Consider the following 15,243-nt stretch of genomic DNA (forward strand, 5'->3'; position numbering starts at 1 on the left):
GGCTTTTTTATTGTGTAAATAATTAAAAATCAAATTCTTATATTTGATATCTAACCAAAAACTTTTTAGTATGGAAATAAATTTTTTAGTTTTCTTTTTATCTGCTTTAGTGCCTTTAGTTATAGGTTTTTTCTGGTATGGCCCTTTATTTGGAAAAGCATGGATGAAAGAAATGGGTTTCACCAAAGAATCTTTATCAGGGCAAAACATGTTAGTAACATTTATTCTATGTTACATTTTTAGTTTGTTTATAGCTCTCTTTTTATTACCAGAAACAATACATCAAATGGGTGTGTTTTCTGTATTATCAAATGAAACTGGTTTTGCAGAACAAACAGGAGGTGCTTTTACTTATTTTCAAGATTTTTTAGCAAATTATGGAGATAGGTTTAGAACATTTAAACACGGTGCTTTTCATGGTGTTTTATCAGGAATCTTTTTAGTATTACCTGTCCTATCTATTATTGCAATGTTTGAAAGAAAAAGCGTGAAATATGTTGCAATTAATACTGGCTATTGGGTTGTAGTTTTAGCTATTATGGGAGGTTTAATTTGTCAATATGGAATGTAGTTTCAATATAATACATATAAAAAAAACCTCGCTAATAGCGAGGTTTTTTATGAAAAATGGTTTAGTAACCTATTTTTTTTCTTACTCTAAGTAAAACATCTTTTGCTACAATTTTTGCTTTTTTAGCTCCAATTTCTAAAGCTTCATCTATCTCATGTTTGTTTTCCATAAAATGATTGTATCGTTCTCTAACTGTTAAAAACTTCTCAATAATCAATTCATACAAAGCTTGTTTTGCATGTCCGTAACCATAGTTTCCTGCTTCGTAGTTTGCTCTCATTTCTGCTATTTCTTGTTCTGAAGCTAATAATTTATACAAGCCAAAAACATTATCAGTATCTGGGTCTTTTGGTTCTTCTAATCCTTTGCTATCAGTTTTAATAGACATTATTTGTTTTCTTAACTTTTTATCTGATAAGAAAATATTGATAATGTTATTTCTAGATTTACTCATTTTTTCACCATCAGTCCCAGGAACTAGTTTAGTTACTTCTTGTATTCCTGCTTTTGGAATAACTAATGTTTCTCCAACAATATTATTAAACCTACTAGCAACATCTCGAGTCATTTCTAAATGTTGTAGTTGGTCTTTTCCAACAGGTACTAATTCTGCATCATATAGTAAAATATCGGCCGCCATTAACATTGGGTAGGTAAATAAACCAGTATTTACATCTCCTAATCGATCTGCTTTATCTTTAAAACCATGAGCTAAGGTTAGTCTTTGGTATGGAAAAAAACAACTTAAATACCAAGTTAATTCTGTGGTTTCTGGAATGTCACTCTGTCTATAAAATAGCGTTCTTTTAATGTCTAAGCCACAAGCAAGCCAGGTAGCAGCAACACTATATGTGTTTTCTCTTAACAAATCACCATCTTTAATTTGTGTTAAAGAATGCATATCTGCAATAAATATAAAAGATTCATTTTCTGGGCTATTTGCCATTTCTATTGCAGGCAAAATTGCTCCTAATAAATTCCCTAAATGTGGGGTTCCTGTGCTTTGTACTCCTGTTAAAATTCTAGACATTGATTAATTTAATTAAAATAAATAACTCAAATGAGAGCTCTTAATTCTTTAATGAGGACAAAAATAAGGTTTTGTTTAAGAAAACCAATCAAACAAAAGAATATTACTACTTTTGTTTACTTTTTTAGATTAGCTATTTTAGCTATATTTTTTAAATAGTAGATAATTAAATTGGTGATTTTACGTTTATTAATCCTGTGAAGTATATAAAAATTCCTTTTTTATTAGTTTGGCGATTCTGGTTTTACATTTTAATGCTTGTAAGCATTTTATTATTATCTCCTATTTTATTGATTTTTACTTTTAAGGAAGATCATTATCATCTGTTTTGGAAAGTGGCTAGAATTTTAGCCAAAGTTTTAATTTACGGAATGGGATTTCGATTAAATGTTCAATTAGATGAGGAAATAGATCCGAGTAAAAGTTATATGTTTTGTCCCAATCACGCATCTTTAATGGATCCTTTTGTCTTGATTGCTTTGAGTAAAAACCCTATAGTTTTTGTGGGTAAAAAAGAGCTAGTAAAAATACCTGTTTTTGGGTTTTTCTATAAGCGTGTAGTTATTATGGTAGATAGAAATAGCTTAAAAAGTAGGAAGAGAGTTTTTAAAATGGCAAAAAAAAGGTTGCAAAATGGTGTAAGTATGGCTATTTTTCCAGAAGGCTTGGTACCTACTGAAGATGTAGTATTGGCTCCGTTTAAAAAAGGAGCATTTAGTTTGGCTATAGAATTTGATATTCCTATCGTTCCACAAGTTTATTATGATTGTAAACGGTTTTTTTCTTGGGATTTTCTAAAAGGAAGACCCGGTGTATTTAGAGTACATCAACATCGTTTTATTTCTACAAAAGACTTAACACAGAATGATATAGAGGGCTTAAAAGATAAAACGTTTGAAATTATGTACAATTCTTTATTAAATGACGAAAAGTATATGAAAGATACAAATAGATTAAGTAATGAGTGAAAAATTAAATCACAGATATAGTGATAAAGAAGAAAAGTTAAATGTGCTTTCACATGGTTTGGGTTTGCTTGCAAGTATTATTGCATTTCCTTTTTTAGTTTTTAAGGCGATAAGTTTTACTGGCTTTTGGAAACCAACCAGTTTTATAGTTTATGGCTTTAGTTTAATTATTTTATATGCAGCCTCTACATTTTATCATGCAGCAATAAACCCAAAGAAAAGAAGAAAACTTAATATTTTAGATCACGCAGCTATTTATGTTTTAATTGCAGGGAGTTACACCCCTTTTTGTTTGGTTGGTTTAGATTCTAAACTGGGATGGTACATGTTTCTTTGTGTATGGATTTTTGCCTTGGTAGGAATCGTTTTAAAACTATTTTTTACAGGAAAATTCGATAAAATTTCAACAGCAATGTACCTGTTAATGGGGTGGCAAGTAATGTTTTTTATAAAACCTTTGATAAAAAAACTATCTGAAGACGAATTAAATTTATTAATTGCAGGAGGAGTTTTTTATACAATTGGAGCAATTTTGTATTCTATAAAAAAAATGCCGTACAACCATGCAATTTTTCATTTGTTTGTTTTACTAGGTAGTATCAGCCATTTTATAGGGATTTATTTATTGTAAAAGACAAATTTTAATTCCAGTTTTTAAATGAGTTTTTGCTTAAAGAGGAATTATAATATTTTAAGTCACCAGTAATCTCTTTACCAAGCCATTCGGGTTTTTTAAATTCTTCATTTTCGGATGATAACTCTACTTCTGCGAGAATTAAACCTTGATTTTCTCCATAGAATACATCCACTTCAAAAACATGTTTTCCTTTTTTCACTAAATACCTTGTTTTATCAATAATATCGGGTTCACATAAAGAAAGTAATTGTTCGGCTTCGGTTTTATCAATTTCTTTCTCCCATTCAAACCTTGTTGTACCAGATTCGTTAGATTTTCCTTTGATCGTAATAAACGCCTTTTCATCGGCAATTCTAACTCTTACAGTTCTATTTTTATCAGAATTTAAATATCCTTGTTTTAACTGTTTTTGTTGATAACAATCTTGTTTAAAACCATCATTTTTAACCAAAAATTTTCGCTCAATTTCTACACTCATAAAATATGTTCAAATTTGTACTAATGTAAGATGTTTTATCGTTATTATAACAATAAATAAATATCTTTGATATTATAATTTCTAAAATGAAAAGACTTCTTTTAATTTTTATTTTCTTTTTCTCAATAACTTTTTCTGCACAAACAGATTTTAGTAATAGTTGGGAAGATTTTTTTTCTTACAATAATGTAAAAGATTTTGTAAAAGTAGATGATGTAATCTATGCATTGGCAGACAATGCTGTTTTTACATATGATCTAAATACAGATGAAATAAAAAAACTTTCTTCTGTACAAGGTTTATCAGGGGAAACTACTTCATCAATTCATTACAACAAAACGTTTCAAAGACTTATTATTGGCTATAAAAACGGCCTAATTGAAGTTGTTGATGATGACGGAACAATAACAATATCTTCTGATGTTGTAAATTTTAATCAATCAGGAGAAAAAAGTATAAATCATATTTCTGAGTTTAATAACAAATTATACCTATCTACACCATTTGCAATAGTGGCTTATGATATCGATAAATTGGAGTTTGGAGATACTTATTTTATCGGAAATAATTCGAGTTCTGTTAAAATCAATCAAACAATAGTTTTTAATGATGCAATTTATGCCGCAACAGAAGATGGTGTTTTTTCTGCAGATATAAATAATACCTCTTTAATAGATTTTCATAATTGGCAACAACAATTTTCTGGTAGAAATTTTAATAAGTTAGCCGAATTTAATAACAAACTATTTACAGTATCCGACACAAAATTATATGAAATAAATGGAGGTAATTTAAATGAAGTAAAAGATTTTTTTGAAACAATTATTTCTATTAAAAGTGCTGATTCATTTTTGTGTGTAACATTACATAACAGCGTAAAAGTTTTAGATTTTACTTTTAATACTGCTTTTCAGTTCAATACCACTTCCGATTTTGATTTCACATTAAGCAATTCTTTTTTTGAAAATAATATTGCTTTTTTAGCTACAAAAGAATTTGGCATTTTAATTTCATCTATAAGGTCTACAACAGATTATGTAGAAATACATCCCGATGGTCCTTTGTCTAATGAAGTTTTTTCAATTGCTTCACAAAACAATAATTTTTGGATTGTTTATGGAGGATATACTGGTACTTATACTCCTGCTGGAAAACAACAAGGATTTAGTCATTTTAATGGAGAAGAGTGGATCAATACAAAGTTTGATACTAATTATCCGGTAATGGATTTGAATCATATTTCTATAGACCCTAATGCAGAAAATAGAGTTTATATCAGTTCGTTTGGAGATACAAATGATGTTAATAGCGTTTCTACAGGAGGTCTGTTAGTTGTAGAAAATGATGAGATTAAAACTTTTTACAATCATAAAAATAGTTTGTTAAATGGTATTGTAGAAACCGCAAGTAGAGTTACTATTAGGGTTAGTGGAACTGTATTTGACAGGCAAGGAAACTTATGGGTTACCAATATTAACTTTACAGATGAGTTAAAAAAACTTTCATCAAATGGACAATGGTCTAGCTTTGATTTAAGCCCTGTAGAAACAAGTACTTCTTTTGGTTTAAGTGAAATTGCTGTAGACGGAAGTAATAGTGTTTGGTTTGGTTCTCGAAGAAACGGTGTTTATGTTTATAACGAAAATGGAGATCGAAAAAAAGCTTTAATTGCAACTCCAAATTTAGGGAATTTACCAGATTTAAATGTTAGAACTGTAGCAATAGATGCTAATAATAGAGTTTGGTTAGGTACAAGTTCTGGACTGGTAGTATATAGCAATGCCTCTGGTGTTTTTGATGAAACAGTTTTAAATGCAAATCCTGTAATTATTTTAGATGATGGTATTCCAGAAAAACTATTAGGAGATCAAACCGTAAATTCTATTGCTATTGATGGTGCAGAAAATAAATGGTTTGGAACCGATAGTGGGGGTGTTTTATACACAAATCCAAACGGACAAATTACATTGGCAAATTTTAGCAAACAGAATTCGCCTTTACCATCAAACAGAATTTTAAAAATTGCAGTAGACAATTCTTCTGGAAAAGTTTATTTTGCTACAGATAAAGGTATTGTTGCATACAATAGTAAAGTTGCTCCTTTTGGCGATGTTTTAGGCGATGTTTATGCCTATCCTAATCCTGCTTTAAAGAATCATGAAACGATTACTATTGATGGAAGAAACGGAACACATTTACCAAAAGGAACAAATGTGAAAATTTTAGATGTTGCTGGAAACCTTGTATACGAAACCAATGTAATTGAAGGACAAGAGTTACAAGGAGGAAAGGTAATTTGGGACAAAAAAAATCTTGCAGGTAATAAAGTTGCATCTGGAGTTTACATCGTTTTACTTTCTAATGATGATGCTTCGGAAACAGCAGTTACTAAAATTGCAATTGTAAATTAATGTCGGTTATAACTACAAAGGCGATCGTTTTAAGTTCGTTAAAATATAATGACTCTAGTTTAATTGTGAAGTGTTATACTCAAGATGAAGGTTTAAAATCATACTTAATTAGAGGGATTTTAAAAGCTAAAAAAGGAGGTTTAAAAATTGCTTACTTCCAACCGTTAACACAGTTAAACATGGTTGTAAATCATAATGCAAAAGGAAATCTTAATTCGATAAAAGAAGTGCAAGTGTCGTTTCCTTATAAAACCATTTATAATGATATTGTTAAGCAATCTGTAGTACTATTTTTATCAGAAGTTTTATCAAATGCAATTCAAGAAGAAGAAGAGAATAGCGATCTTTTCGAGTATATAGAAACAGCACTGATTTGGCTAGACCTGAATGATAGAGTGGCCAATTTTCATCTATTGTTTTTATTAAATTTCACTCGTTTTTTAGGGTTTTATCCAGATTTATCAGACGATAAGAAACAAGGTTTTAGCTTGTTTGATGGTGGGTTTTCTGATGCTGTAAACGACCGCCATATGATTTCTGGAAACACATTGCATCAATTTAAAAAGCTACTAAACACAAACTTTGATTCTTTAGATGTAATATCTTATAGCAAAACAGAAAGACAATTAGTTTTACAGGTTATTATCGGTTATTTTGAGTTGCATTTAAGTGGATTTAGAAAACCCAAATCATTGCAAATTTTAGAAACAGTTTTTAGTTAAAACTATTTTTCTTCTCCTTCATCAGTAAATTTTTCTGATAAAGATTTCTCTGTTTTAACAATACAAACAACAATAGATAAAAGTACTAAGACCATAGGTTGCCAAGTTAATTCTTTAGAAGAAAAATTAGCTAAAAGCAAACTACCTAAAAAAGAAATACCACTATAAATTAAAAAACTTTGGTTAAATGTTGTGTTTGCAAAATCCCAAATAGTTTGATTTTGCATAGACCTGTTAGTTCTATATCCGTAAATGTTATTGATCTTTTTTGGAGGAAATTTCCAAAAAATAATACTTAACAAAAAAAGCAAACCATTGGTGGTTAAAACGTATATAAATGGATTCATAATTTTATTTTTTTATTGGACGCATTAAACCTTCTTGTGCAAAGGAAGCAACAAGTTTTCCTTCTCTTGTAAAAATATTTCCTTTACCTAAACCTCTTGCTCCAAAAGCATTTGGAGATTCAGCAGAAAACAACATCCAATCGTTAAAATCAAAATCTCTAAAAAACCACATAGAATGATCCAGGCTAGCTGTTTGAGTGTTGCCAAAATTGTACTCTTTTGCATTTGGGTTAAATGCTGCGTTTAATACATTATAATCTGATATGTAAGTTAGAATTTGTTGTTTCATAGGTATATCCATCTCAGGAATATCACCTTTTAATTTAAACCAAATTTCTTCTGTAGGCGGCAAATTTTCTGGGTCTAATGGATTTGGAACACGAACAGGTTTAAATTCTATAGGACGTTCTATGCTTAAGAAATGTTTTATAAGTTTTGGTAGAAAAGCGCCAAATTTAACAACCATATCATCCCAACTTAATAAATCTTCGGGTTGTTTAATATTGCTATTCATTTTAGTTTGATGCTCAAAACCTTCTTCTTTTTTATGAAAAGAGGCTGCTAAAATAAAAATACTTCTATCATTTTGTTTAGCCGTAACTCTTCTTGTCGAAAAACTGCCACCAGTTCTTACTTCTTCTACATGATAATTTATTGGGATTGATAAATTTCCAGCTTCTAAAAAGTAAGCGTGTAAAGAGTTTACAAAACGCAATTCAGAAACGGTTCTGTAAGCAGCATTTAATGATTGGGCAAGAACTTGTCCTCCAAAAACATTTGGACTTCCAATCGTTACGCTTTCACCAGAAAAAATATTATTTTCAATTTCTGTTAAATTTAAAAGGTTTATAAGTTCTTTAATGTTTTTCATGAGTGCTTGTTGCTTTTTTAAACGGAAATTTTTGTTGAAATGGCGTTGGTTCAATCCGTTGCAAAAATAGCTTTAAAATTCTGTTTGCAATACTTTTTTTATGACGAAGATACATGGTTAAATCTTGAGGAATTGCACCAACGGAACTTTTGATTTCACTAGCGGTTCTGCCAAAATTTAAGGTTTCTAAGTTTTTGGTGATGGCAATTTCTATATAATCGTATAACATTTTTTGATAAATGGCATGTTCTCTATTTAGTTGATAGTCAATACCTACATAGTGTGCATCCAAAGATTTTTTATTGATAACACCAGAAATAAACCCAACAATTTTATCTTTTAACCAATATGTTTTTAAAACATAATTTTCACCTAAGTTTTCTTTTAAATCCTTGTATGTGTCTAAGTTAAATTCTGCCAAATTAAAGTTGGCGTTTGCTACAACTTTTTTATATAAAGCTGTCATTTCTGGTAATTGAGTAGAGATGTTTTCTTGCGTAACGTTTTCTGTTCTTAGAGCTGCACTTTGTTTAATTGCTTTTTTTGCTTTTATTCTAAATTTGGTTTTCATAGCAGTTAAATAATCATCAAAATTTTGCCAATTTTTGTGGATGTTTAAAACCATGTTGGGTTCTACAGAAAACGGATTGTAATTGCTACCTTTTAATTCATCTGTAATAAATAACGATTCATTTGCAAAATCTTTTAATAAAAAAGCATCAACATTCTTTTTTAAGCTTTTTGTAGAATTTGAGAAATGTAAGATGGTTTTAGCTAATTCTTTTATAATTTCTTTTTTGTCTTTGTTTTTTTTAATAAAAACGCCATGTTCTCCACTCACAAAAGTGTTTCCACAAATCAATAATTTTAAAGGTTTTTTATCAGGAAAAATATGGAGTTTCCTTCCAATAGTTTTTAAAAAACCTAAATCATTATTTACAGATTTAAAATAAAAATCTACAATTTGAATATTTGCAAAAGCTGTTGGATTTTTGTTTTTATCTACCAAAACGATATATGAAAATATGATTTTTGGATGATTCTTTTCTAATGATTTTAAAAAATTTGGATGAAAATAAATGTTTTGTTTACAACCTAAATCTTCCCAAATTTGGGATGGAATTTCATCTATAGAAGAGAAAAATAATGCGGTATTTGTATTTGTGCAATAAATCAAATTATTTCTCTCTGTTTGTATTAATTTTTAAATTCATTTTTTCTAAAAAATTAAACGCAAGGTACATCATTAAGCTATTTGTTTGTTTGCTAAATAATAAAAAACAGCTAATTGCAATAATTTTATTAAATTCATTTTTGTTGATTAACAATTCTTTTTAGGCCTATAATTCAGTCGTGTTTATGTTGCAAATTCTTACAAGTTGTAGTGTTGTTTTACTTTTTTTTGGTTTTTATTTACTAATTATAACGTTTCTTTAACATATTACTTTTAAACCTTATAGATTACTTTTAGTCTAAAAACTATATTTGTACAAACTATTAAAACCTTCTTTTTCTTATAATTGAAGGTAAACTTTATTGATTATGAGGAAAAATATTCTAGCTATTCTAGGAATTGTAACTGTTATTGGTGCTGTTTTTTTAGGAAAATATCTTATTGATAAAAACCAAAAACCCAAACCAAAATTTGAAAGGCAGATAAAAACTGTTTTTGTAAAGAATGTAGAAAATAAGGATATTCCTATTGTTTTATCCGCTAGCGGAAATTTGACAGCAAAGAATAAAATAGAAATATTTTCTGAAGTACAAGGAGTGTTAAAACAATCTAACAAACTTTTTAAAGCAGGAACAAATTATTATAAAGGAGAAACTTTGTTAAGTTTAAATAATGATGAGTTTTATGCAAGTTTACAATCTCAAAAAAGTAATTTATACAATTTAATAACGGCTGTTTTACCAGATTTAAGATTAGATTATCCTGTAGAATTTAGTAAGTGGGAAAGCTATTTGAAAGGATTTGATATGAACAAGTCTACTCCTAAGTTGCCTAATTTTTCATCAGATAAAGAGAAATATTTTATTTCGGGTAGAGGGATTTTAACGGCATATTACAATGTTAAAAACTTAGAGGTTCGTTTGTCTAAATATCAAATTAGAGCTCCTTTTTCTGGAATTCTTACAGAGGCTTTGGTAAGTCCTGGTTCTTTAGTGAGGGTAGGTCAAAAACTGGGGGAATATATAGACCCAAGAGTTTATGAAATGGAAGTCTCTATCAATTCTGAATTTGCAGATTTATTAAAAGTTGGTAATTCTGTAGCGCTTTCTAATTTAGAAAAAACAAAAAAATATTTAGGAAAAGTGGTTCGGGTAAATGGTAAAGTAGACCAAGTTTCTCAAACCATAAAAGCTTATGTAGATGTAAAACATCCCGACTTAAAAGAAGGTATGTTTTTAGAAGCTAATTTGGTAGCAAAATCAGAAGCTAATGCTATTGAAATTCCTAGAAAATTATTGGTAGATAATATTGCTGTTTATACGGTTAAAAATGATAGTATTTTAAGCTTGGTAACAATTCATCCTGTGTATTTTGGAGATGAAAATGTTGTTGTTAAAGGGTTAGAGGATAATCAAAAAATATTAACACAAGTTTTACCAGGAGCTTTTGAGGGGATGATTGTAAAAATTAATTAGATGAAAAAATTAATTACTTATTTTATTAAGTATCCGGTTGCGGTTAATGTGTTTATTATTGCATTTGTGGCTTTTGGGTTGGTAGGTGCGTTCAGCATGAAGTCGTCTTTTTTCCCTTTAACCGATTCAGAATTAATAAATATTTCCTTAGCATATCCAGGGGCTTCTCCTCAAGAAATGGAAGAGGGTGTTGTGTTAAAAATTGAAGACAATTTAAAAGGTATTGTTGGTGTAGAACGTGTAACATCTGTTTCTAGAGAAAATTCTGCAACTGTAAATATAGAGGTAGAAAAAGGTAAAGATATAGATGTTGTTTTAACAGATGTAAAGAATGCGGTAGATAGAGTACCTTCTTTTCCTTCTGGCATGGAACCTGCTGTTATTGCAAAAGTAGAAAGTATAAGACCTACGATAAGTTTTACGGTTAGTGGCGAAAATATTCCGCTAAAATCTCTTAAACAATATGCTAGGAACATAGAAAATGATATTAGAGGAATTGAAGGTATATCACAAGTTGCTATTTCTGGTTTTCCAGATGAAGAAATAGAAATTGCTGTTAAAGAAAATGATTTACGTGCCTATAATTTGTCATTTACGGATGTTGCCACCGCTATTCAAAGAGCCAATATTTTAATTACTGGAGGTAATATAAAAACACCACAAGAAGATTATTTAATTAGGGCAAGTAACCGTTCTTATTATGGTATCGAATTACAAAACCTGATTGTTAGAACAGAACCAAACGGAAATATCATTCGTTTAAAAGACATCGCAGAAGTTAAAGACACTTGGTCGGAAACACCAGATAGATTGTATTATAATGGTAATTTAGCTATTGATATTTCAATTAGCAATACAAATAATGAAGACTTACTTTCTTCTGCTGATAGAATTAAGGAGTACATCCATAAATTTAATCAAGAAAATCAAAATGTTTATTTAAACATAACAAATGATAGAAGTGTTACTTTACAGGGTAGAACTAAACTTTTAGTAGAAAATGGAGTTATAGGTATTTTACTTGTTTTGTTCTTTTTGGCATTATTTTTAAATCTACGTTTGGCAATTTGGGTGGCTTTTGGTTTGCCTGTAGCCTTTTTAGGAATGTTTGTTTTAGCAGCTCAATTTGATGTTACCATCAATATTTTATCTCTTTTTGGGATGATTATTGTAATTGGTATTTTGGTAGATGATGGTATTGTAATTGGAGAAAATATTTATCATCATTATTACGATTTAGGAAAATCTAAAATTCAAGCTGCAATAGATGGAACAATGGAGGTAATTCCACCAATCGTTTCTGCAATTCTAACAACCATTATTGCCTTTTCAACCTTGTTTTTTGTAGATGGAAGAATTGGGAATTTCTTTAGTGAAGTTTCTACAATTGTACTTTTAACCTTAACAGTTTCTTTAATTGAAGCTTTAATTATTTTACCGGCGCATATTGCACATTCTAAAGCTTTAGATAGAAAACGTTTAGAAAACGGTAATGAAGCTAAAAAGAATGTGATTGATGCTTTTTTTAATAAGGTAAATAAATTTGCAGATGGAGGCTTGACTAAAATAAACGAAAAATTCTATGTTCCTTTTTTAAAGTTTTCTTTAAAAAATAAAATATTTTCTTTTTCAATCCCAATTGCTTTATTAATCTTTAGTTTGTCATCTATTGGAGGAGGAGTTGTAAGAACTTCATTTTTTCCTTCTGTAGCAAGTGATAGAATTCAGGTTACTTTAAATATGCCTCAAGGTACAAATGAACATATAACAGATTCTATTATATCTTCTATAGAAGAAAAAGTGTGGCTTGTTAATAAAGAGTATACTAAAAAACAATCGGGTAACGATGATGTGGTACAAAACGTAATTAAAAGAGTTGGACCAGGAAGCGCAAATGCAACTTTAAATATTAATTTATTACCAGGAGAAAAAAGAGAATTTTCATCACCAGAAATAACGAGTTCTATTAGAGATAAAGTAGGAAAAGTGTATGGTGTAGAAAGTTTAATATTTGGTTCTGGAGGGAATTTTGGAGGAAATCCAGTAGCTGTTTCATTATTAGGAAATAATATTGATGAGCTAAAAGCAGCCAAAGAAGAGTTAAAGCTAGAATTAGAAAACAATGCCTTATTAAAAGATATTGCAGATAATGATCCTGCAGGAATTAAAGAAGTAAGTATAACGTTAAAAGATAATGCGTATTTATTAGGATTGAATTTACAGTCTGTGATGGCACAAATCCGTTATGGTTTTTTTGGATTACAAGCGCAACGTTTTCAGCGTGGACAAGACGAAATTAAAGTTTGGGTGCGTTATAATAAAAAAGACAGGTCTTCGATAAAAGATTTAGATGACATGCGTATTGTTGCTCCAAACGGAACAAGAATTCCATTTTCCGAAATTGGAAATTATCAAATTAAAAGAGGCGATATTGCTATTAATCACCTAAACGGAAAAAGGGAGATACAAGTTACTGCAGATTTAAAAGATGCTAAAGAAAGTGCTACAGAAATTTTAGATGATATTAAAACGCGCGTTATGCCGCAAATAATTTCTAAATATCATTCTGTAACACCACTTTACGAAGGTCAAAATAGAGAAGCTAAAAAAACCATCGACTCTTTAGAGTGGTTAAAGTGGATTATTTTAGCCTTGATATATATTGTAATTGCGTTTACATTCCGTTCTTATAGTCAGCCAATTTTATTACTTTTAATGATTCCTTTTAGTATGATTGGTGTTGTTTGGGGACATTTTATTCATGGTTTTTCTATAAATATTTTATCATGGTTAGGTATTATCGCTTTGGTAGGTATTATGGTAAATGATGGGTTGGTTTTAATAGGGAAATTTAATAGTTATTTAAAAGAAGGAAGAAAATTTGATGATGCATTAATTGCTGCAGGACAATCTCGTTTTAGAGCAATTTTCTTAACATCTTTAACCACAATTGCTGGTTTAGCTCCCTTAATGTTAGAAAAAAGTAGACAAGCACAATTTTTAATTCCTATGGCAATTTCTATTTCTTACGGAATTGCTATTGCAACTATTTTAACATTGGTAATGTTGCCATTGTTATTATCTGTTTCTAACTCTATAAAAGTGGGCATAAAATGGCTAAAAACAGGAGAGAAAGTAACAAAAGAAGAGGTAGAAAGTGCTATTATAGAATCTAAATTTGATGAAAATGAAGGTCATTAAAAAAAGTATGTTGTTTGTTGTTTTTTTATCAACATTACAAGGAATTTCACAAGAAATTTTAACAAAGAAAGAAGCTTTAAAAATTACATTAGAAAACAACTTTGGGGTTAAAGTTGCTAATAATAATGTAGAGATAGCCAAAAACAATACAAGTATTTATAATACCGGTTTTTTGCCAACAGCTTCTGTTAGTTCTGGCGCTAATTATAGAAGAGATAATCAAACAATTAATAGACAAGATGGTACCTCTACAAGTATAAATGGAGCGGTAACAAAGTCTTATAATGCATCTTTAAATCTAAACTATACGATTTTTGATGGTTTGGGCAGAAAGTACAATTATCAGCAATTAAAAGAAACATATAATTTAACGGAATTAGAGGCAAAGGAAACAATTGAAAATACTTACTTACAGTTGTTTACAGTGTACTTTCAAATTGCTAGATTGTCAGAAAATAAGGCAAATTTAAAGGAAGCATTATCCATTTCTAAACAAAGATTACAACGTGCACAATATCAATATGAATATGGACAGTCTACAAAGTTAGAGTTGTTAAATGCAGAGGTTGATGTAAACAATGATAGTATTACATTAATAAATGCAAACCAACAATTAAGCAATGCAAAACGAGGGCTAAATGTTATTTTAGGAGTAAAAAAGGATGTGAATTATAAGGTTGAAACTCAAGTTGATTTTAATAAAATGATAAATTTTGAAGATTTACATCAAAAAACAATTGCAAATAATACAGTATTAAAACAAAATGAAAAAAACATTGCTATTAGCGAGTTTAATATCAAAATAAATAAAGCAAATTATTTACCTTCTTTGGGTTTAAATACTTCTTATAATTGGAATAAAAGTGAAAACCCTGCAACATCTTTTTTAGCAGCTTCTACTTCTAATGGATTGAATGCTGGTTTAAGTTTGTCTTGGAATTTATTTGATGGAGGAAGTACTAAAACCAACATTTCTAATGCAAAAATTGCATTAGAAAATCAGCAAATTTTATTAGAAGAACAAAAAGTAACTATAGAGAATAATCTTAAAAATACTTGGGAAAACTATCAAAATCAATTGTTTATTTTAAAAGCTCAAGAAAAAAATGTTTTAACTACACAGAATAATTTTGATAGAAGTACAGAACGTTACAAATTAGGACAAATTACCTCTATAGAGTTTAGACAGGCTCAGATTAACTTAATTAACTCTAAAACAGCTTTAAACAATGCTAAGTTTGACGCAAAACTAATCGAATTACAATTGCTACAATTAAGTGGCGATATTTTAAATGTAAATTTTTAGAAACTGATTTTTATCATAATTTTTATTTAAACTATATTGTAGCTTTGAATTT

Annotated in this window: 13 protein-coding genes; 8 read left to right on the top strand and 5 right to left on the bottom strand. The window is 29.2% G+C overall.

Annotated elements, in window-relative coordinates:
- Window positions 1–70: 70 nt before the first annotated feature.
- Window positions 71–571: a DUF1761 domain-containing protein gene (locus tag MC378_RS05250; RefSeq protein ID WP_242177682.1), complete on the top strand. Its 501-nt coding sequence runs from the start codon at window positions 71–73 to the stop codon at window positions 569–571.
- A gap of 61 nt (window positions 572–632) precedes the next feature.
- Here the strand turns inward: MC378_RS05250 and trpS are convergent, their stop codons facing one another.
- Window positions 633–1,601, bottom strand: a complete 969-nt coding sequence (trpS, locus tag MC378_RS05255) for a tryptophan--tRNA ligase (protein WP_242177683.1) — start codon at window positions 1,599–1,601, stop codon at window positions 633–635.
- Between the two features lie 197 nt (window positions 1,602–1,798).
- On the opposite strand from trpS, the gene MC378_RS05260 reads away from it, so the two are divergent.
- Both MC378_RS05260 and trhA read left to right on the top strand, forming a co-directional pair.
- Window positions 1,799–2,569 carry a lysophospholipid acyltransferase family protein gene (locus MC378_RS05260; protein ID WP_242177684.1) on the top strand — a complete coding sequence of 257 codons (771 nt, stop codon included), beginning with the start codon at window positions 1,799–1,801 and terminating at the stop codon, window positions 2,567–2,569.
- Complete coding sequence (gene trhA, locus MC378_RS05265; protein WP_242177685.1) at window positions 2,562–3,200, top strand: PAQR family membrane homeostasis protein TrhA; 639 nt, start codon at window positions 2,562–2,564, stop codon at window positions 3,198–3,200. The genes MC378_RS05260 and trhA overlap by 8 nt, the downstream gene beginning before the upstream one ends.
- A gap of 10 nt (window positions 3,201–3,210) precedes the next feature.
- On the opposite strand, the gene MC378_RS05270 is transcribed toward trhA, so the two are convergent.
- Window positions 3,211–3,684, bottom strand: coding sequence for a CYTH domain-containing protein (locus tag MC378_RS05270; RefSeq protein ID WP_242177686.1), 474 nt, complete (start codon window positions 3,682–3,684; stop codon window positions 3,211–3,213).
- Between the two features lie 86 nt (window positions 3,685–3,770).
- On the opposite strand from MC378_RS05270, the gene porZ reads away from it, so the two are divergent.
- Both porZ and recO read left to right on the top strand, forming a co-directional pair.
- Entirely contained in the window at window positions 3,771–6,095 is a 2,325-nt protein-coding gene (gene porZ / locus MC378_RS05275; RefSeq protein WP_242177687.1) for a type IX secretion system anionic LPS delivery protein PorZ, read from the top strand.
- Complete coding sequence (gene recO, locus MC378_RS05280) at window positions 6,095–6,817, top strand: DNA repair protein RecO (RefSeq protein WP_242177688.1); 723 nt, start codon at window positions 6,095–6,097, stop codon at window positions 6,815–6,817. Before porZ ends, recO begins: the two co-directional genes overlap by 1 nt.
- Window positions 6,818–6,819: 2 nt before the next feature.
- On the opposite strand, the gene MC378_RS05285 is transcribed toward recO, so the two are convergent.
- The 3 genes from MC378_RS05285 to MC378_RS05295 are packed head-to-tail and all read right to left on the bottom strand — an operon-like array spanning window position 6,820 to window position 9,212.
- Window positions 6,820–7,164, bottom strand: coding sequence for an SdpI family protein (locus MC378_RS05285; protein ID WP_242177689.1), 345 nt, complete (start codon window positions 7,162–7,164; stop codon window positions 6,820–6,822).
- Window positions 7,165–7,168: 4 nt separating this feature from the next.
- The gene (locus tag MC378_RS05290) at window positions 7,169–8,035 is read right to left on the bottom strand and encodes an acyl-CoA thioesterase (protein WP_242177690.1); all 867 of its coding nucleotides are present in this window, start codon (window positions 8,033–8,035) and stop codon (window positions 7,169–7,171) included.
- Window positions 8,022–9,212, bottom strand: coding sequence for a peptidogalycan biosysnthesis protein (locus MC378_RS05295; RefSeq protein WP_242177691.1), 1,191 nt, complete (start codon window positions 9,210–9,212; stop codon window positions 8,022–8,024). Before MC378_RS05295 ends, MC378_RS05290 begins: the two co-directional genes overlap by 14 nt.
- A 365-nt stretch (window positions 9,213–9,577) precedes the next feature.
- Between MC378_RS05295 and MC378_RS05300 the strand changes: the two genes are divergently transcribed.
- Genes MC378_RS05300 through MC378_RS05310 form a run of 3 tightly spaced genes read left to right on the top strand, consistent with a single transcriptional unit; the run spans window position 9,578 to window position 15,191 of the window.
- Window positions 9,578–10,684 (top strand): efflux RND transporter periplasmic adaptor subunit, encoded by a 1,107-nt coding sequence (locus tag MC378_RS05300; RefSeq protein ID WP_242177692.1) that lies wholly within the window; start codon window positions 9,578–9,580, stop codon window positions 10,682–10,684.
- On the top strand, window positions 10,685–13,885 hold the full coding sequence (locus tag MC378_RS05305) for an efflux RND transporter permease subunit (RefSeq protein ID WP_242177693.1): 3,201 nt from the start codon (window positions 10,685–10,687) through the stop codon (window positions 13,883–13,885).
- The gene (locus MC378_RS05310; protein ID WP_242177694.1) at window positions 13,872–15,191 is read left to right on the top strand and encodes a TolC family protein; all 1,320 of its coding nucleotides are present in this window, start codon (window positions 13,872–13,874) and stop codon (window positions 15,189–15,191) included. The genes MC378_RS05305 and MC378_RS05310 overlap by 14 nt, the downstream gene beginning before the upstream one ends.
- The last annotated feature ends 52 nt before the right edge of the window (window positions 15,192–15,243 follow it).

The organism is Polaribacter marinus, from assembly GCF_022662535.1.
Lineage (GTDB): Bacteria > Bacteroidota > Bacteroidia > Flavobacteriales > Flavobacteriaceae > Polaribacter > Polaribacter marinus.

Coding starts and splice junctions, on each gene's coding strand:
- MC378_RS05270 (WP_242177686.1), bottom strand. CDS start 3,684: ATGAGTGTAGAAATTGAGCGAAAATTTTTGGTTAAAAATGATGGTTTT.
- trhA (WP_242177685.1), top strand. CDS start 2,562: ATGAGTGAAAAATTAAATCACAGATATAGTGATAAAGAAGAAAAGTTA.
- MC378_RS05310 (WP_242177694.1), top strand. CDS start 13,872: ATGAAGGTCATTAAAAAAAGTATGTTGTTTGTTGTTTTTTTATCAACA.
- MC378_RS05290 (WP_242177690.1), bottom strand. CDS start 8,035: ATGAAAAACATTAAAGAACTTATAAACCTTTTAAATTTAACAGAAATT.
- trpS (WP_242177683.1), bottom strand. CDS start 1,601: ATGTCTAGAATTTTAACAGGAGTACAAAGCACAGGAACCCCACATTTA.
- MC378_RS05300 (WP_242177692.1), top strand. CDS start 9,578: ATGAGGAAAAATATTCTAGCTATTCTAGGAATTGTAACTGTTATTGGT.
- MC378_RS05285 (WP_242177689.1), bottom strand. CDS start 7,164: ATGAATCCATTTATATACGTTTTAACCACCAATGGTTTGCTTTTTTTG.
- porZ (WP_242177687.1), top strand. CDS start 3,771: ATGAAAAGACTTCTTTTAATTTTTATTTTCTTTTTCTCAATAACTTTT.
- MC378_RS05305 (WP_242177693.1), top strand. CDS start 10,685: ATGAAAAAATTAATTACTTATTTTATTAAGTATCCGGTTGCGGTTAAT.
- MC378_RS05250 (WP_242177682.1), top strand. CDS start 71: ATGGAAATAAATTTTTTAGTTTTCTTTTTATCTGCTTTAGTGCCTTTA.
- recO (WP_242177688.1), top strand. CDS start 6,095: ATGTCGGTTATAACTACAAAGGCGATCGTTTTAAGTTCGTTAAAATAT.